Source organism: Aquihabitans sp. G128 (assembly GCF_019048865.1).
Lineage (GTDB): Bacteria > Actinomycetota > Acidimicrobiia > Acidimicrobiales > Iamiaceae > Aquihabitans.
This window is the reverse complement of record NZ_CP077604.1, coordinates 2,954,734-2,971,409: the sequence shown is the minus strand read 5'-3', so window position 1 is coordinate 2,971,409 and position 16,676 is coordinate 2,954,734. Positions and strand designations below refer to the sequence as shown.

18 protein-coding genes and 1 tRNA gene are annotated in these 16,676 nt (G+C 73.4%); 7 read left to right on the top strand and 12 right to left on the bottom strand.

Going from position 1 to position 16,676, the window contains the following annotated elements; genetic code table 11:
• Nucleotides 1-97: 97 nt before the first annotated feature.
• Nucleotides 98-589, top strand: coding sequence for a VOC family protein (locus tag KSP35_RS14255; protein ID WP_216996470.1), 492 nt, complete (start codon nucleotides 98-100; stop codon nucleotides 587-589).
• 6 nt (nucleotides 590-595) lie between these two features.
• Here the strand turns inward: KSP35_RS14255 and KSP35_RS14250 are convergent, their stop codons facing one another.
• Nucleotides 596-2,017 (bottom strand): aldehyde dehydrogenase, encoded by a 1,422-nt coding sequence (locus KSP35_RS14250; protein WP_371748980.1) that lies wholly within the window; start codon nucleotides 2,015-2,017, stop codon nucleotides 596-598.
• Between the two features lie 155 nt (nucleotides 2,018-2,172).
• Between KSP35_RS14250 and KSP35_RS14245 the strand changes: the two genes are divergently transcribed.
• A complete protein-coding gene (locus KSP35_RS14245) occupies nucleotides 2,173-3,600 on the top strand; it encodes an amidohydrolase family protein (protein WP_216996468.1) in 1,428 nt (475 codons plus the stop codon).
• On the opposite strand, the gene KSP35_RS14240 is transcribed toward KSP35_RS14245, so the two are convergent.
• Genes KSP35_RS14240 through KSP35_RS14220 form a run of 5 tightly spaced genes read right to left on the bottom strand, consistent with a single transcriptional unit; the run spans nucleotide 3,593 to nucleotide 9,067 of the window.
• A complete protein-coding gene (locus tag KSP35_RS14240) occupies nucleotides 3,593-4,336 on the bottom strand; it encodes an SDR family NAD(P)-dependent oxidoreductase (protein ID WP_216996467.1) in 744 nt (247 codons plus the stop codon). The genes KSP35_RS14245 and KSP35_RS14240 overlap by 8 nt on opposite strands.
• A 5-nt stretch (nucleotides 4,337-4,341) precedes the next feature.
• Complete coding sequence (locus KSP35_RS14235; protein ID WP_216996466.1) at nucleotides 4,342-4,998, bottom strand: hypothetical protein; 657 nt, start codon at nucleotides 4,996-4,998, stop codon at nucleotides 4,342-4,344.
• Nucleotides 4,995-6,707: an amidohydrolase family protein gene (locus KSP35_RS14230; protein ID WP_216996465.1), complete on the bottom strand. Its 1,713-nt coding sequence runs from the start codon at nucleotides 6,705-6,707 to the stop codon at nucleotides 4,995-4,997. Before KSP35_RS14230 ends, KSP35_RS14235 begins: the two co-directional genes overlap by 4 nt.
• Nucleotides 6,707-7,360, bottom strand: a complete 654-nt coding sequence (locus KSP35_RS14225; protein WP_216996464.1) for a TetR/AcrR family transcriptional regulator — start codon at nucleotides 7,358-7,360, stop codon at nucleotides 6,707-6,709. The genes KSP35_RS14230 and KSP35_RS14225 overlap by 1 nt, the downstream gene beginning before the upstream one ends.
• A 36-nt stretch (nucleotides 7,361-7,396) precedes the next feature.
• Nucleotides 7,397-9,067, bottom strand: a complete 1,671-nt coding sequence (locus tag KSP35_RS14220) for an amidohydrolase family protein (protein ID WP_216996463.1) — start codon at nucleotides 9,065-9,067, stop codon at nucleotides 7,397-7,399.
• Nucleotides 9,068-9,152: 85 nt separating this feature from the next.
• On the opposite strand from KSP35_RS14220, the gene KSP35_RS14215 reads away from it, so the two are divergent.
• From KSP35_RS14215 to KSP35_RS14200, 4 genes are read left to right on the top strand one after another with little or no spacing between them, the layout of a single operon-like run.
• Nucleotides 9,153-10,127, top strand: coding sequence for a cyclase family protein (locus KSP35_RS14215; protein ID WP_216996462.1), 975 nt, complete (start codon nucleotides 9,153-9,155; stop codon nucleotides 10,125-10,127).
• Nucleotides 10,124-11,392 (top strand): amidohydrolase family protein, encoded by a 1,269-nt coding sequence (locus tag KSP35_RS14210; protein WP_216996461.1) that lies wholly within the window; start codon nucleotides 10,124-10,126, stop codon nucleotides 11,390-11,392. The genes KSP35_RS14215 and KSP35_RS14210 overlap by 4 nt, the downstream gene beginning before the upstream one ends.
• A 10-nt stretch (nucleotides 11,393-11,402) precedes the next feature.
• Entirely contained in the window at nucleotides 11,403-12,098 is a 696-nt protein-coding gene (locus tag KSP35_RS14205; protein ID WP_216996460.1) for a class II aldolase/adducin family protein, read from the top strand.
• Nucleotides 12,095-12,829 (top strand): SDR family NAD(P)-dependent oxidoreductase, encoded by a 735-nt coding sequence (locus tag KSP35_RS14200; protein ID WP_216996459.1) that lies wholly within the window; start codon nucleotides 12,095-12,097, stop codon nucleotides 12,827-12,829. The genes KSP35_RS14205 and KSP35_RS14200 overlap by 4 nt, the downstream gene beginning before the upstream one ends.
• A 53-nt stretch (nucleotides 12,830-12,882) precedes the next feature.
• Here KSP35_RS14200 and KSP35_RS14195 read toward each other — a convergent pair.
• From KSP35_RS14195 to KSP35_RS14180, 4 genes are all read right to left on the bottom strand, one after another.
• Nucleotides 12,883-12,972: transfer RNA gene (locus KSP35_RS14195), tRNA-Ser, on the bottom strand.
• A 102-nt stretch (nucleotides 12,973-13,074) separates the two neighbouring features.
• On the bottom strand, nucleotides 13,075-13,449 hold the full coding sequence (locus tag KSP35_RS14190; RefSeq protein WP_254126773.1) for a nucleoside deaminase: 375 nt from the start codon (nucleotides 13,447-13,449) through the stop codon (nucleotides 13,075-13,077).
• Nucleotides 13,450-13,584: 135 nt separating this feature from the next.
• Nucleotides 13,585-13,995: a hypothetical protein gene (locus KSP35_RS14185; protein ID WP_216996457.1), complete on the bottom strand. Its 411-nt coding sequence runs from the start codon at nucleotides 13,993-13,995 to the stop codon at nucleotides 13,585-13,587.
• A 99-nt stretch (nucleotides 13,996-14,094) separates the two neighbouring features.
• Nucleotides 14,095-15,081 (bottom strand): septum formation family protein, encoded by a 987-nt coding sequence (locus KSP35_RS14180; RefSeq protein WP_216996456.1) that lies wholly within the window; start codon nucleotides 15,079-15,081, stop codon nucleotides 14,095-14,097.
• Nucleotides 15,082-15,408: 327 nt separating this feature from the next.
• On the opposite strand from KSP35_RS14180, the gene KSP35_RS14175 reads away from it, so the two are divergent.
• Nucleotides 15,409-15,864, top strand: coding sequence for a hypothetical protein (locus KSP35_RS14175; protein WP_216996455.1), 456 nt, complete (start codon nucleotides 15,409-15,411; stop codon nucleotides 15,862-15,864).
• A 38-nt stretch (nucleotides 15,865-15,902) separates the two neighbouring features.
• Here the strand turns inward: KSP35_RS14175 and KSP35_RS14170 are convergent, their stop codons facing one another.
• Together KSP35_RS14170 and KSP35_RS14165 are read right to left on the bottom strand one after the other, a co-directional pair.
• Nucleotides 15,903-16,055 (bottom strand): hypothetical protein, encoded by a 153-nt coding sequence (locus KSP35_RS14170; RefSeq protein WP_216996454.1) that lies wholly within the window; start codon nucleotides 16,053-16,055, stop codon nucleotides 15,903-15,905.
• Entirely contained in the window at nucleotides 16,055-16,474 is a 420-nt protein-coding gene (locus KSP35_RS14165; protein WP_216996453.1) for a hypothetical protein, read from the bottom strand. The genes KSP35_RS14170 and KSP35_RS14165 overlap by 1 nt, the downstream gene beginning before the upstream one ends.
• Between the last annotated feature and the right edge of the window lie 202 nt (nucleotides 16,475-16,676).

The following is a 16,676-nucleotide window of genomic DNA, read 5'->3' as shown; positions in this document are numbered from 1 at the left end:
ACGGAGGATCCCGCCCCTCCGCTCGCAGCGCCCCTGCTCGTTTTGCTCCCCGACTGCACCCGCCGAGACCACACCGACCCGACCTGAGGAGGTCACCATGGGCATCGCCCGCATGAACCACGCCGTGCTCTACGCCCGGGACGCCGCCAAGAGCGCCGCCTTCTACCGGGACGTCCTCGGGTTCTCCACCGTCGCCTCGTTCCCCGGTGGCGAGTTCCTCCGGGCGCCGGACTCCGAGAACGACCACGACATCGCCTTCTTCACCATCGGCGACGGGGCGGGCCCCTCGATGGCCGGCCGGGCCACGGTCGGGCTGTACCACCTGGCCTGGGAGGTCCCCACGCTGGCCGACCTCGCCGAGCTCGAGCAGAAGCTCCTCGCCGCCGGGGCGCTCGTGGGCGCCTCGGACCACACCGCGTCGAAGAGCCTCTACGCCAAGGACCCCGACGGCCTCGAGTTCGAGGTCTGCTGGGTGGTGCCGCGGGCCCACCTCGAAGGCGTCGAGGCCCCCACCTCGGTGCGGCCGCAGCCCCTCGACCTCGACCGCGAGATCGCCCGCTTCGGCGCCCTCACCCCCGGCGGCCGCTGAGCCGGTTCAGGTGGCGATGAAGACGTTCTTGCGGCGGACCATCTCCTCGAGGCCGGCCTTCCCGCCCTCGCGGCCGAAGCCGCTCTGCTTCACGCCGCCGAAGGGGGCGCCCGGTGAGCCGCCGGGGAAGCCGTTGACCGTGACCGAGCCCACGTCGAAGGCCGCGGCCAGGCGCAGGGCCCGGGACACGTCGCGGGTGTGGAGGTAGGCGCCGAGGCCGTAGTCGCTGTCGTTGACCTTGGCCAGGACCTCGTCCTCGTCGGAGAACCGGAGCACCGACAGGACCGGGCCGAAGACCTCGTTGCGGGCGAGGTCGCTGGCGTGGTCGACGTCGCCGAACACGGTGGGGGCCACGAACCACCCGCCGGCCAGGTCGCCGTCGAGCCGCCCGCCGCCGGTGAGCAGGGTGCCGGAGCCCTCGGCCTGCGCCCGTCGGATCACGCCGAGGATCCGTTCGCACGCCGCCTCGGTCACCACCGGGCCCATGAGGGTGCGGCGATCGAGCGGGTCGCCCACCGCCACCGCCGCCACCTGACGGACCAGGCGCTCGACGACCTCCTCGTACACGTCGTCGTGGACGTAGAGCCGCGTCGGCAGTGCGCAGCCCTGGCCGCTCAGCAGCGTGGCGCCGAGGAAGGCCGCCGACGACACGGCCACGTCGAGGTCGGCGTCCGGGAAGACGACGTTGGCCGACTTCCCGCCCAGTTCCAGGGCGAGGGGCGTGAGGGTCTCGGCCGCGGCAGCCATCACCAGGCGGGCGGTGGCCGTGCCGCCGGTGAAGGACACCTTGTCGACGCCGGGGTGGCGGACCAGCGCATCGCCGGCGACCGCGCCGCCCGGGACCACGTTCACCACGCCCGGCGGCAGGCCCGCCTCCAGCGCCAGCTCGGCGAAGGCGATGGCGCCGAACGGGGCGATCTCGGGCGGCTTGGCCACCACGGTGTTGCCCGCAGCGAGGGCCGGGCCGCACTTCTGGCCCATGCCCATCATCGGGCCGTTCCACGGGACGATGGCCCCGATCACGCCGTAGGGCTCGGGCACGACGTAGTCGAAGCCGCCGCCCCCGTGGACCGGCACCACCTCGCCCTCGAGCTTGTCGACCCAACCGGCGTAGTAGCGCACGAAGCCCGACGCGTAGCCGCCGGAGTCCATGGCGCTCACGGGCGTGCCGTTGTCGAGGGCGTTGACGGCGCCGGCCTCCTTGCGCCGGGCCGAGAGGAGGTCGGCCAGGCGGTGCAGGGCGGCCATGCGCTCGTTCGGCGGCAGCGCCCGCCATGCCGGCAGGGCCGCCCGAGCGGCCTGCACGGCCGCGTCGACGTCGTCGGCGCCGGCCAGCGGCACCGTGGCCTGGACCCTGCCGGTGGTGGGGTTGTGGTGCTCGTAGCGCCCGGCGCCGCCCACCGTCGAGCGGTCGCCGCCGACCACCATGCCCCGGCTGGCCAGCCCATCGACCAGCTCCGCGGCCCCTGCTGCGTCGATGCCCACGGTGCTGCTCCCTCGCTCGGCGTCCCCGGCGCCTGCACCATAGGCTAACAAGTGTTAGGAAGTATTTCGGAAGACGCAGCACGGCAGGGGACGACGACGTGGCCACCTCGCAGGACATCCGGGCCCGGCTGGGCCACCCGATCATCGACGCCGACGGGCACGTGCTCGAGTACCTCCCGGCGGTGGAGCCCCACCTGCGCGAGGCGCTCGGGCCCGCCGCGTTCGAGCGCTACCGGAACCAGTCCAGCCCGCTGCACCGGATCATGGACGCCGACAACGACCGTCGCCTGGCCACCCGCACCCCGCAGAGCGCGTGGTGGGGCACGCCCGCCCGCAACACCCGGGACCTGGCCACCGCGGCGGCGCCGGCCCTGATGTACGAGCGCATGGACGAGCTCGGGCTCGACTTCGCCGTGCTGTACCCGACCAAGGGCTTCGGCATCGCCGGGATCGGCGACGACGATCTGCGGGCCGGCGTGTGCCGCGGCTTCAACGAGTTCTACGCCGCCACCTACGGGCCCTTCGCCGATCGCCTCACCATGGCCGGCGTGGTGCCCATGCACACGCCGGACGAGGCGCTGGCCGAGCTGCAGCACTGCGCGGAGCTCGGCTTCAAGGTGGTGGCCCTGCCCGAGGGCGTCACCCGCCCCATCCCCGAGCCCGAAGCCGGCTCGCCGTTCCTGCTCCCGGGGCAGAGCCACTGGTTCGACAGCTTCGGCCTGGACAGCGCCCACGACTACGACCCGGTGTGGGCCAAGGCCCAGGAGCTCGGCTTCGCCATCACGTTCCACGGCGGTCTGGGCAACATGCCCACCGGCAGCTTCACGTCGGTGACCAACTACAGCTTCAACCACGTCGGGTCCTTCGCCCAGCGGATGCACACGCTGGTGAAGTCGCTGTTCATGGGCGGCGTCCCCACCCGCTTCCCGAACCAGGGCTTCGCGGTGCTGGAGTGCGGCGTCGGCTGGGCCGCCATCCTGCTCAACGACCTCCTCGACCACTGGGAGAAGCGCCGGCCCGAGGGCCTCGAGCCGCTCGACCCGGCCGGCATCGACTGGGACGAGCTGGAGGCGCTCATGCGCCGCCACGGCCCGGAGCTGCTGGCGGCGGGCGACGACGTGCGGGCCGGGCTGGCCACCATCCCGGGCATCGGCGTGCCGCCGGCGGAGCAGGACGAGTGGCGCCACCTGGGCGCCACCGACCCCGAGGCGCTCATCGAGCGGTTCAGCCGCTCCTTCTACTTCGGCTGCGAGGCCGACGACCGCACCATCGCCTACGCGTTCAGCCCGGCGAACAGCCACGGCTTCCAGCTCAAGCCGATCTTCAGCTCCGACATCGGCCACTGGGACGCCGGCGACATCACCGGCGTGGTCGAGGAGGCCTACGAGCTGGTGGAGGACGGCATCCTCACCGAGGACCAGTTCGCCCAGTTCGTGTTCCGCAACCCGGCCCAGCTGTTCCTGGACCAGAACCCGCGGTTCTTCGACGGCACGCCGGTGGCCGGCGCGGTGGCCTCGCTCAGCTGATCGAGCAGGAGCCGCCGTCGGCCAGCAGCGTGCTGCCGGTGAGGAAGGCGGCGTCGGGGCCGAGCAGGAACCGGGCGACCGGGCCGATCTCGGTGGCGGCGTCGCCGAGGCGGCCCATGGGGCTGCGGCCCAGCACCCGCTCGGACATGGCGGGGTCGCGGCGGAACGCCTCGTCCACCGCCGGCGTGGCGGCCAGCGGGGCGAGGGCGTTGACCCGCACGCCCTTCGGCCCCCACTCGCGGGCGAGGGCGCGCACGAGGCCGCGCTGCGCCGCCTTCACCGCGGCGTAGGCGGGCAGGCGGGCCTTGCCCTCGAAGCCCGCCTCGCTGGTGAGCACGAGCAGCGCGCCGCCGACGGCCTCGAGGTGGGGGAGCGACTCGCGGGCCAGCAGGTAGGTGCCGCGCACCGAGACCGCCACGTGGTCGCGCAGGTCGGCCAGCGTGGTGTCGGCGACCGAGCCGGGGCGGGGGGAGAGGCCGCTGGTGGCGTTGTGCACGGCGCCGTGCAGGGCGCCGTCGGTGGCGACCACGGTGGCCACCGCCTCCTGCACCGAGGCGGGCTCCCCGGCCTCGCAGCGCACGAAGCGCCCCTGGCCGCCGAGGGCGGTGACCTCGTCGGCCACTGCGGTGCCCTCGGCCTCGCGGCGCGCCGCGATCCACACGGTCCAGCCGGCCTCGCCGCAGGCCAGGGCGATGCCCCGGCCGACGCCGCCGGTGGCCCCGGTGACCAGCACCACCCGGCTCAATGTCCCGTCCTCCCGCTGTCGGCGTGGACGGTGGTGGCGGTGATGCCCACCGCGTCCCGCCCGAGCAGCGTGCGGACCGCGCCGGCGACCTCCACGGCGATGGTGCCGGGGAAGGTGGCGAGCGGCGGCGCCGGGAGCACCACCGGAGGGCTGGTGAGGCGGACGGGGGTGGTGACGGTGTTGACCCGCACGCCCCGAGGGCCCTCGCTGCGGGCCAGGGACCGGGCCAGGGCCTCGACCGCATCGGCCACCCCGGTCTCGGCCGCTCGGCCCGCGCAGTCGAGCGGTGCGGCCTTGTCGACCACCGCCACGATCGCGCCGTGGTCGCCGCAGCGCGCCGCCGCCACGCCGAGGGCGGCGAACCAGCGGCCGAACGCCACCTCGTGGCGGGCCACCCAGCCGCCGAGGTCGAGGTCGTCGAGCGGCGTGGGCGCTCCGAGGTCCCCGGTCCAGGCAGCCACCACGACCGCGCCGGTGGCCGGCCCGGCGGCAGCCTCGGTGCGCCACGCCTCCAGCGCGTCGGCCCAGGCCCAGTCGGTGCCGTCGTGGCCCGGAGCCCCGTCGACGTCGGGCACCACCACCAGCTCGGCGCCCAGGGCGCGGGCCAGGTCCCGCACCGGCTGGGCGTCGGTGCCGAGCAGGAGCGTGCTCACGAGGGCCGCACCACGTGACCGGGCCGGGCCTCCATGCGCTGGCCGTCCTCGACCACGACCTCGCCGTTGACGATGGTGGCGTTGATGCCGACCGGCACGCCGCGGAACCGGGGCACGCCGAGCACCGGGTCCTGCTCGCGCCGGCACGTCCCCACGTCGATGCGCTCGGGGTCGAACAGGAACACGTCGGCGGCGCGGCCGGTGGCCAGGACGCCCCGGTCCGTCAGGCCCAGGATCGAGGCCGGGATGGCGGTCATCAGGCGGATGGCCTCCTCGAGGCGCCACACCTGCTCGCTGCGCCACCACGTGGCCAGGAAGTGGGTGGACCACTCCTGGCCGTCGTCGCGGTCGAGGTGGGCGCCGCCGTCGGACACGCCCACGATCATCTGCGGGTGGCGCTGCACGTCCCGCAGCAGCTCGCGCCACGCGGGGGTCTCGTTCGACCAGTGGAAGACCGCCTCGAGGTCATCGGCCACCGCCAGGTCCAGCAGGGCGTCGGCCGGGTGGACCCGCCGCTCGGCGGCGATGTCGGCCATGGCCCGACCGATCCAGCGCTGGTCCTCGGCCACCCGGGTGTCGGACAGCCGCAGGCTCTCCCAGAACGGCGGCGGGAGCGTGGTGCCCTGACTGGGGTCGAGGTTGGGGTGGTCGATGCCGTGGCGCAGGGCCTCGCGCTCGGCGGGGTCGGCCAGGATGCGCCGCTTCTCGTCCAGCGACGCGGTCATCAGCCGGTGCCACGACGGCACGCCCTCGTAGCGGGAGGTGCCCTCGGCCACGGTGAAGGGCCCGTTCAGCGCCCGGGTCATGAGCAGCGAGTACACCGGCGTGCCCAGGTCGGCCGAGCGGTCGAGGAACCGGCGCGACTCCTCCCAGGTCTTCGTGGGGGCGTCGACCTTCGACCGGCCGCCGAGCCCTTGGGTGATCGAGGGGACGCCGCCCCGGCGGGCCAGCTCGATGAGCAGGTCGCGGTCCTCGGGCGAGATGCCCTCCACCGCGCTCTCCGGCGCGAAGGCGATGGACCCCCGGCCGTAGCGGCCCACGGCGTCGGCCAGGGCGCGCACCTCGTCGAGCGAGGCGAGCCGGCTGGGGATCGGGCGGTCGGCCAGGTCGAGGTGCGTGGGCGCCAGCGACGACGAGAAGCCCAGCGCGCCGGCCTGCAGGGCCTCGTCGACCAGGTGGACCATGGCGGCCACCTCGTCGGCCGTGGCCTCGCGCTCGAACGAGGCGTCGCCCATGACCCAGCGGCGGATGGCCGAGTGGCCCACGTACATGCCGAAGTTGACGCCGAGCCGGCCCTCGCGGCTCCGCAGGAACTCCGGGAACGTCTCGAAGCCGGCCTCGATGCGGCCGAGCGCGTCGAGGTCCATGCCCTCGACTCGGGCGAACAGCTGGAGCAGGTACTCCCGGTCATCCGCGTGGCAGGGGGCCACCCCGAAGCCGCAGTTGCCGGCGGCGACGGTGGTGACGCCGTGCAGCGTGGAGGTGTCGCACAGCCCGTCCCAGGTGACCTGCGGGTCGTAGTGGGTGTGGGCGTCGACGATGCCGGGCGCCACCACCAGGCCGGTGGCGTCGATGGTGCGCTGGGCCTGCTCGCCGCGGTGGCGGCCGATCCCCACCACCTTCCCGTCGGCGATGGCGACGTCGGCCACCCGCCCGGGCACGCCGGTCCCGTCGACCACGAGCCCTCCGGTGATCAACAGGTCGTGCATCAGTCGCTCCCCGTGGCGGTCACGGGCTGGCGGCGCTTCGCCGCCGGCTTGCGGGCCGCCGCCTTGGTGCTCGTGGTGGTGATCCCGGTGAGCAGGACCTCCTGCAGCAGCGCCGCGCTCTCCGCGCTGCGCTCGGCCGGCAGGGGGTGCGTGGTGTAGCGGACGGTGTCGATCAGGGCGTGGATCGAGCTGGTGGCGATGCGCACCAGCGACTCGGCGTCGACGGAGGCCCGGATGGAGCCGTCGGCCTGGCCGGTCTGGATCACGGCTTTCCAGAGGTCGAGCGTGCGCAGGCTCTGGGCGTGGACGTCGGCCAGCTCGTCGAGCTGGGAGAGCGTGTGCCAGTCGTAGTGGAGGATCGTGAGCTCCTCGCGGTGGCGGCTGCACACGGCGTGGACGGCGCGCAGCATGGCGGCGAACTGGTCGGCCCCGGTGCCCCCGGCGGCGATCACCGCCTCCTGCGCCGGGAGGAGCTCGTCGTAGAAATGGATGACGATGTCGCGGACCAGCTCGGCCTTGGACTTGAAGTGGGAGTACAGGCTCCCGGCCAGCAGGCCGGCGGCCTCGGCGAGGTCGCGCATGGAGCTGTTGGCGTAGCCCCGCTCGGCGATGTGGACCTTGGCGACCTCGAGGATCTCGTCACGGCGCGACACAGGGGTGCTCCCGTCGGGGGTTGGTGGCGGTGGGCATCAGGGACCGGTGTAGCCGTCGGCGGTGGCCCCGCCGCGCAACAGGTGGCCGGGGCCGGCGCCGACGACTGCAGCGCCGTCGGACCAGATGGCGGTGCCGTTGACCCAGGTGTGGACGATGCCCTGGCTGGGCGCCACGAGGCGGTCGACGCCGGCGGGCAGGTCGTGCACCCGCTGGGCGGGCCCGGTGCCCACCGTGTCGGGGTCGAACGCCACCAGGTCGGCGTGGAACCCGGCCTCGATGCGGCCGCGGCGGTCGATGCCCAGCACCTCGGCCGGGTGGCCGGTGAGGCGCCACACCGCCTGCTCGAGGGTGAGCACGCCGAGGTCCCGGCACCAGTGGCTCAGCAGCCAGGTGGCGTAGTTGGCGTCGCACAGCTGGCTGGTGTGGGCACCGGCGTCGGAGAGGCCGAGGAGCAGGGCGGGGTCGCCGAGCAGCTCGCCGATCTGGTCGTCGTCGTCGTTGACCATGGGCACGGTGAACCGGGTCTCGAGCTGCTCGGCCAGCGACAGCTCGACCATGACGTCGATGGGGGCCACGCCCTGCTGGGCGGCCAGCTCCCCGAGCGTGGGGCCGCCCACCAGGTGGGCGTGCACGGTGCTCTCGGTGACCACGGCACCGTCCAGCAGCTTGCCGAAGGGGACCTCGAGGTCGGCCTCGGCGCGGCGGCGCCAGGCGGCGTCGGCGTAGAGCGCAGCTCGCTGCTCCCGGGGGAGGGCGAGCACCTCGGTGAAGGCGGCGGCCATGGCGAACGACGCCGGGTCGCTCAGCGCGACCTGCACCACGATCGGCCGGCAGGCGATCTGCGGGTGGACGCGGCCGCCGGCCTCGCGGACCCGCTCGGCGGTGCGCACGGCCTCGCCGGGGTGGCGGCGGTTGGCCATGATCGCCGCCCACGAGACGGGCCGGCCGATGCGCTTGGCGACGGCGGCGGCCTCGTCGACGTGGAAGTCCGGGCCCCACGTGATCTCGAAGTAGCCGGCGTCGCGCTCGCGCAGCGGCTCGAGCAGCTCGTCGAGCTCGTCGAGGGTGGCGGCCCGGCTGGGCACCGGCCGGCCGTGGGCGCCGACGTGGCTGGTGGACCGCGACGACGAGAAGCCGATGGCGCCGGCGTCCATGGCCTCGGCCACCAGCGCCCGCATGGCGGCCAGCTCGTCGGTGGTGGCCGCCCGCTCGGTGGCGTCGTCGCCCATCACGAAGTAGCGCAGCGGCGTGTGGCCGAGCAGCGGCGCCACGTTGAGCTGGAGCGGCAGCGCGTCCAGGGCCCGGAGGTACTCGGGGAAGGTCTCGAAGGTCCACGGGATGCCCTCGACCAGGGCGTCGAGCGGCATGCCCTCGACGTTCTCGAGCACCCGCATGACGGTGTCGCGGTGCTCGGGCCGGGTGGGGGCGATGCCGAACCCGCAGTTGCCGGTCACCACGGTGGTGACCCCGTGCCAGGACGACGGCGTGAGGTCGGCGTCCCACAGGACCTGGGCGTCGTAGTGGGTGTGGGGGTCGATGAACCCCGGGGCCAGCACCATCCCGTCGAGGTCGACCACCTCGACGTCGCCGTCGGGCTCGACGCCGACCGACTCGATGAGCCCGTCGGCCACCACCACGGTGGCCGCCATCGCCGGCGCCCCCGTGCCGTCGACCACCCGTGCGCCCCGCAACGCGAACCTGGCCATCGGCACCTCCGGTCGGACGAGCGACCCGGCGGGCGCCGGATCCGTGCGTAAACTAACGCTTGTAAGCCTAGACGGGGAGCGTCACGTGCAGGGGAACGAGCGACCGGCGAGCGGAGCGGTGCTGGACGAGCCGACCGCGGCCGACATGGAGGCGCTGTTCGAGCGGCTCAAGAACTGGGACCGCTGGGGCGATGGCGACGAGCGCGCCGCGCTCAACCACCAGACCGCCGAGCACCGGGCCGCCGCCGCCGCCCTGGTGGTCGACGGCGCCGTGGTCAGCCTGGGCCGGGACCTGCCGCTGCAGCCGTCGGCCGAGACGCCGTTCCCCGCCCACCACCACATGCTGGCGGCGGGCGACGCCATCTCCCACACCGGCATCCCGGGCTACGAGGCCTGCGGCGACTACGTGGGCACCCAGGTGCACGGGCTGGGCATCACCCACATCGACGCCCTCTCCCACATGTTCGTGCACGGCCTGATGTTCGGCGGTCGACCCGGCACCGAGGTCCGCAGCGACGGCGCCCAGGCGAACACGGTCATGACCCTGGCCGACGGGCTGGTGGGCCGCGGCGTCCTGCTCGACATCCCCCGAGCGCGCGGCGTCGACTTCCTCGACGGGGCCGGCACCATCGGTGTCGCCGACCTGGAGCAGGCCGAGGCCGACCAGGGCGTCACCGTCGGCGCTGGCGACTTCCTCGTCATCTCCACCGGGCGCGACGCCCGCCGCACCGACGCCCGCGGCAACCTCGACCCCATCGGCGCCGGGCTGGCCGGGCTCCACCCGGAGTGCCTGCCCTGGCTGCACGAGCGCTCGATCTCGGTCCTCGGCTCCGACGGCATCTCCGACCGCATGCCGCTGCGGACCATCCCGGGCTGGCCGTTCCCCATCCACCAGGTGGGCATCGTGGCCATCGGCCTGCACCTCATCGACAACCTCGACCTCGGGCCCATCGCCGCCGCCTGCGCGGAGCGGGGTCGCTGGTCGTTCCTGCTGGCGGTCAACCCGCTGCGCATCCCGGGCGGCACGGGCTGCCCCGTGAACCCGGTGGCCGTCCTGTGAGCACCGGCTCGATCGACTTCGACGACCTGGAGAAGCGCCCCGGGTTCTTCGTCACCTCCAAGCCCGAGCAGGTGACGTTCCTGCCCGACCCCGAGCGCCGCCCCCGCCGGTTCACGCTGATCTCGGTGGACGACCACCTGGTCGAGCCGCCGCACCTCTTCGAAGGCCGCATGCCCGCCCGTTACGCGGACCTGGCCCCCAAGGTGCAGCTCGACGACGAGGGCATGGAGTACTGGCTCTACGACGGCCAGCGCCACTACAAGGTCGGCCTGAACGCCGTGGTCGGCCGGCCCATGGAGGAGCGCAGCTTCGAGCCCAGCCGCTTCGACGAGATGCGTCGCGGCGCCTGGGACATCGATGCCCGCGTGCACGACATGGACCTCAACGGGGTCTACGCCTCGCTGAACTTCCCCTCGTCGCTGCCGGGCTTCGCCGGCCAGCGCTACCAGCTCGGGGTGAGCGACCCGGACCTGGCCCTGGCCGTGGTGCGGGCCTCGAACGACTGGCACCTGGAGGAGTGGGCCGGCACCCACCCGGGGCGCATCATCCCGTGCCAGGTGCCGTGGCTCCTCGACGCCGAGCTGGCCGCCGAAGAGGTCCGCCGCAACGCCGCCCGCGGCTTCCGGGCCGTCACCTTCCCCGAGCTCCCCGAGCGCCTCGGCCTGCCGTCGCTGCACACGGGCTGGTGGGACCCGTTCATGGCGGCGTGCGAGGAGACGGGCACGGTGATCTGCCTGCACGTCGGCTCCTCGTCGAGCGCGCCCACCACCTCCTCGGACGCGCCCGCCGACACCATCGGGGTGCTGTTCTTCGGCTGGGCCATGTTCGCCGCCGTCGACTGGCTGTACTCCAAGATCCCGGTCCGGTTCCCGAACATCAAGATCTGCCTGTCCGAGGGCGGGCTGGGCTGGGTGGCCGGGCTGCTCGACCGGCTCGACCACGTCGCCCGCTACCAGTCGGTCTACGGCACGTGGGAGGGGATCGAGCTCACCCCGCGCGAGGTGATGCAGCGCAACTTCTGGTTCTGCGCCATCGACGACCCCTCGGCGCTGGAGCAGCGCCACCTGATCGGGATCGACCACGTGCTGCTCGAGACCGACTACCCGCACCAGGACGGCACGTGGCCCGACACCCACGAGCTGCTGCACCAGCAGATCGGCCACTTCCCGGCCGAGGACGTGCGCAAGCTCACGTGGGAGAACGCGTCCAAGCTCTTCGACCACCCGGTGCCCGAGGCGGCCCGGACCGACCCCGACCAGTTCTGAGGAGGCTCCCGTGGACGTCACCGACATCCGGTTCCGCATCGCCGCCGCCCGGCGGATCCTCTACCGCCAGGGCTGCGACAGCAACATCGGCGGCCACGTCAGCGCCCGCGCCCACGGCGAGGACGCCTTCTGGGTCACCGGCCTGGAGTACTTCGACCAGACCACGCCGGAGCGGGTGGTCCAGCTCGGCTTCGACCTGCAGGCCCGGGTGGGGCAGATGGCGTTCTCGCCGGCGGTGAACTTCCACGCCGCCATCTACCAGCGGCGGCCCGACGTCGAGGCGATCGTGCACCTGCACTCGCACCACGTCTCGGTGTTCTCCTCCACCGACCGCACGATCGGCATGTACAACGTCGCCTCGGTGCTGTTCCACGAGGACCAGGCCACCTTCGCCGACGACGGCGTGCGCCCCCACCTCGATGTCGTCGACGCCCTGGGCGACAAGCGGGTGGTGCTCATGAAGAACCACGGCGCCATCGTGGCGTCGCAGTCGCTCGAGCAGGCCACCATCGAGGCCGTGATGCTCGAGGAGGCCGCCCGCTACCACCTGGAGTGCGAGGCCATCGGCGGCACCGAGCTGCCCGAGGCCGAGGTCCGCAACGGCCGGGCGGCGTACCAGAAGCACTTCCTGCCGAACATGTGGGAGGCCAACCTCGAGCGCCTCCGCCGCTCCGACCCGGACCTGTTCGTCGGGGTGTTCGGGTGACCGGTCGCCTGGCCGGCCGGGTGGCCATCATCACCGGCGCCGCCGGCGGCCAGGGGGTGGCGGCCGCCGAGGCGTTCGTGGCCGAGGGCGCCCGGGTGGTGGTGGCCGACGTGGCCACCGACGCCGGGGCCGCGCTGGGCGACCGGTTGGGCGACGCCGCCCGCTTCGCCGCCCTCGACGTGCGCGACGAGGCGGCCTGGGCTGCGGTGGTGGCCGTTGCGGTCGAGGCGTTCGGGCCGCCGACCGTCCTGGTGAACAACGCCGGGATCATGCCGGTGGGCCGCATCGAGGACGCCGACCTGTCGACGTTCCGGGACGCGCTCGACGTGAACCTCATCGGTGCGCTCCTCGGCATCCGCGCCGTGGCCCCGGCCATGCGCGGCGCCGGCGGCGGGTCGATCGTGAACATCTCGTCCATCGCCGGCCTGCAGGGGGTGGGCGGGCTGTCGGCCTACTCGATGTCGAAGTTCGCCCTCCGCGGCCTGAGCCGCAGCGCGGCGATCGAGCTGGGCCACGACGGGATCCGCGTGAACTCGGTGCACCCCGGCCCGATCGACACCGACATGATCGCCGCCTTCCACGACCCCGAGGCCCTGGTCGACCGGCCGATCCCCCGGTACGGGCGACCCGACGAGGTGGCCCGGGTGGTGCTGTTCCTCGCATCGGACGACGCCTCGTTCGTCACCGGTGCCGAGTACGTGGTCGACGGCGGCGCGGTGGCCGGCGTCTGAGCGGGCCCTGGGCGCGACCCGGCCCGGGCCTTGCGGCCCGGACCGGATCGTGGTGGCGGAGGGCGTGGGATTTGAACCCACGGTGACCTTGCAGCCACAACGGTTTTCGAGACCGTCCCATTCGTCCGCTCTGGCAGCCCTCCGCTCACGACGATAGCCAACGCGACCACCCCGGCCCCAAGGCCGATCGGGGTGCGGCGCCCACCGAGGCCGGGTGCCGGGCTCCCCAGCGGGCTCGAGCCGGCTCAGCGCCGGTCGGCGAAGAAGGCGGTGAGGAGCCCGGCGGCCTCCTCGGCGCGCAGGCCCGAGCGCACCGCGGTGGTGTGGTTCAGCCGCTGGTCCTGGGCGAAGTTGTAGAGCGAGCCCATGGCCCCGGCCCGCAGGTCGGCGGCGCCATAGACGACGCGGTCCACCTGGGCCGCCCACACCGCGCCGGCGCAGAGCGGGCACGGCTCGAGGGTGACGACCAGGGTGGCGTCGTGGAGGCGCCGCTCGCCCACGGCCGCCGCCGCGTCGCGCAGCGCCAGCACCTCGGCGTGGGCCGTGGGGTCGCCGGTGGCCTCGCGCTCGTTGCGGCGGCCGGCCACCACCCGACCGTCGACCAGGACCACCGCGCCCACCGGCACCTCGCCGGCGGCGGCCGCCTCGCGCCAGGTCGAGGGCCACGCCCATGGCCTCGTCCTCGGTGGTGGCGGCGTCCTGCGGCGGCTGGTCGGTCACGCCGTGAGGCTAGGGCCGACCGCGCCCGGCACGGCTCAGACGCCGAGCGCCTTCTTCCAGGCCTTGCCCTTCTTGCGGCCGCTCATCAGGCTCAGCGTCTGGCCGATCGAGCCGCCCGACGGGTAGTCGTAGGCCACGAGCCACGTGCGGCCCCCGCCCTTGGGCTCGACCTGCATCCAGGCACCGGCGTAGAGCTTCGGCCAGGACACCTCGACCTCGTCGAGGCCGTGGTCGAAGGCCTTGACCTTCTCGCCGGCCTTGAGGCGATCGGCCAGGCCCTCGGTGCCCAGCTCCTCCTCGACCCAGCCCACGAAGGCCTCGCCGGCCAGGGCCCCGAGCTCGAAGGTCAGCCGACCGTCCTGGAAGGCCAGCTCACCTCCCACCGGGAAGGGGTTGACCTTGCTCTTTAGCAGCCAGGCGTTCTCGGTGAGCGCACCGTCGGACATTCGTTCTTCTCCCGCACCGATTCGGACAATTCGCGCCGAAACCCTAGGGGGAGCAGGGTGGCGGGCCGGACGCGCCCGACCTCCGGCGGCCGGCCGACGTCAGGTGCCGAGCGGCTTGGTGACCGGGGGCTTCACGCTCACCGCGCAGGTGAACGACCCGTCGAACAGCTCGACGGACGAGTCGGCGAAGAGCTTGTAGAAGCGCTGGCCCACGTCGCCCACCGCCCGCTTGGTGAGCTGGCCGCACACCGGCACGCCCTTGAGCTGGACCGCCTCGTAGCCGGCCTGGTCCTTGGGTAGCTGGTCGGCGGCCACCTGCAGGACGGTGGTGGCCTGCCAGCGGGCCAGCGAGCTGTCGCACGGGACCGGCGTGCCGTCGCCGGCGTCGTCGGTGAGGCACAGGACGAGGTCGGCCGGCACGTTGCGGGTGGCGAGCTGCGACAGGCCGTCGAGGTCGAGCTCGAACTCGGTGCCGTCGGCGGTCTGGAGGTCGCACTGCACCCAGCGGGCGCCGGCGTCCCACTGGTCGCCGGTGGGCAGCCAGAAGGTGCGGACCAGCTTGGTGGCCCGGCGGACGCTGCTGGCGTAGGTGGACTTCGGGTCGAAGTTGCTCCGCTTCTCCACCCGCTTCCACTCGCCGGTGCACACGGCCGAGCCGGCGGCCTGCACCGGCTCGTAGGTGGAGGAGTCGTCCGGGTTCCCGTCGAGGACCTTGGCCGAGAGCTTGGCGGCCAGGTCGTCGGGGATCGTCCCGGTGGCCACCGTGATGCTGCCGTGGGGCTCGTCGCAGTCGACCTCGTCGGCCTGCTGGGACACCTCGCGCAGCTCCTCGGGCGTGCTCGGCGCCCAGCACGTGCCGACGGCCACCGGCTCCACCCCGTCGTCGTCCCTCGGCTCGGTCGTGGTGGTCGTGGTGTCCTTGCCGCCGGTCGTGGTGGTGCGGCCAGGAGCGGCGGTGGTGCTGGGGCTCGACGGCTTCGGCAACGTGGTGCCGGAGCGCTCGCCGGAAGCGCTGCACGCCACCACGGCGAGCGACAGCGCCGCGGCCAGCAGCAGGCGGGAGGTGGTCGGGCGGGCGGAGGCCATGGCCGCCCTCTTACCCCGACCAGCCATCAGACCAACCGGACCAACCACCCCAACCGACCAGTCGCACCGCGCCGCCACCTCCGTGAACTTGTGGGTCGAGAGCGCCGAAAAGGGAAGCGTGGGCCCACAAGTTGAGGGGGCAGGCCCCACCCCCTGGAACTTGTGGGCCGAGAGCGCCGAAAAGGGAAGCGTGGGCCCACAAGTTGAGGGGGGCGGGCCTCACCCGCTGGAACTTGTGGGCCGAGAGCGCCGAAAACGGCAGCGTGGGCCCACAAGTTGCGGGGGGTTCGGGCGCGGGAGGGGCCGTGGGGTGCGAAGCTCGGCGGGATGGGGCGACCGACGATCTACGATGCAGCCGGCGGGGCGACGGCGTTCCTACGTCTGGCGGCGGCGCACCATGCCCGGTGCCTGGCCGACCCGGTGCTCGAGCACCCCTTCTCGCACGGCACGCGGCCGGACCACGTGGAGCGCCTGGCGGCCTACTGGGCCGAGGTGTTCGGCGGCCCGTCGACCTTCTCCGACGAGCTGTCGGACCAGGGCGCGCTGGTGCAGATCCACGCCCACACCGACGCCGAAGCGGCCATGGGCACCAACTTCCTCACCTGCTTCCTCGCCGCCCTCGACGACGCCGACATCCCCGGCGACCGCCAGCTCCGGACGGCCCTGGCCGACTACATGGCCTGGGCCGTGGCCCAGATGATGTCCTACGCGCCGAAGGGCGCCCCGCTGCCGAGCGCGCCCGCCGTCCCCCGCTGGACCTGGCACGGCCTCGCCGAGGCCTAGCGGCTGGGGGCCCGTCACCTTCGAGCGGGCCCGCCTGGTCAGGCTGCGGTGCGGGGGTGCCGCCACAGCGAGCGCAACCCCGGCAGCAGCACGACGGCGCACAGCAGAGGCCACCACAGCTGCCCGGACCACATCGCCAGGGTCAGCACCACGATGAGCTCGCCGCCGATCTGGTTCCAGTTGCGTCGCATCAGCAGTCCGTCGCGGCGTTGGGGGTGCTGTGCCACTTCTGCACCGACCCGTCGGGATAGCCCCGCTGGTTCAGGGTGATGTCGAAGCCGTTGATGATCTTGACGCAGCCGATGGCGTGCCGGCTCGAGTTGTAGGCCCGCTTGCGGTTGCGGTCGCTGAGGTAGCTCTCGAGCCGGGTGGTGCTGTCGACGCCATCTCGGGTGTAGGGCGGGGTGGGGACCGACGTGCGGTTGTCGGTGTACCCGGCGGTGATGGACGTCACGGTGTAGCCGTTGTAACAGAACCGCATCTCGTTGTAGAGCGTGAACCACGTCTTGGTGAAGGGCCCCAGCTTGGTCTGGTAGTCGTACTTGTAGGTGGTGATCTTGCAGTGCACGGGCGGCGGCTTGCACGCCGAGGCCGTCAGCGCGCTGGCCACGGCAAGCACGGTGACGGCGATCCGTCCCAACCTCGGTGATGTGAACACAGCTTCCCCATCGTCGGTGGTGCCACAGCGGCGACAGCGGGTGCTGCCACCGCCCACCAGCGGCTCGATGGGGTGGGCCGGCGTGCGCCGAGGGAGGCCGGGTGGGGGCCCCTTCGACGCTATCTATGCGTAGCGCTACGGTCAAGTAGCGAAA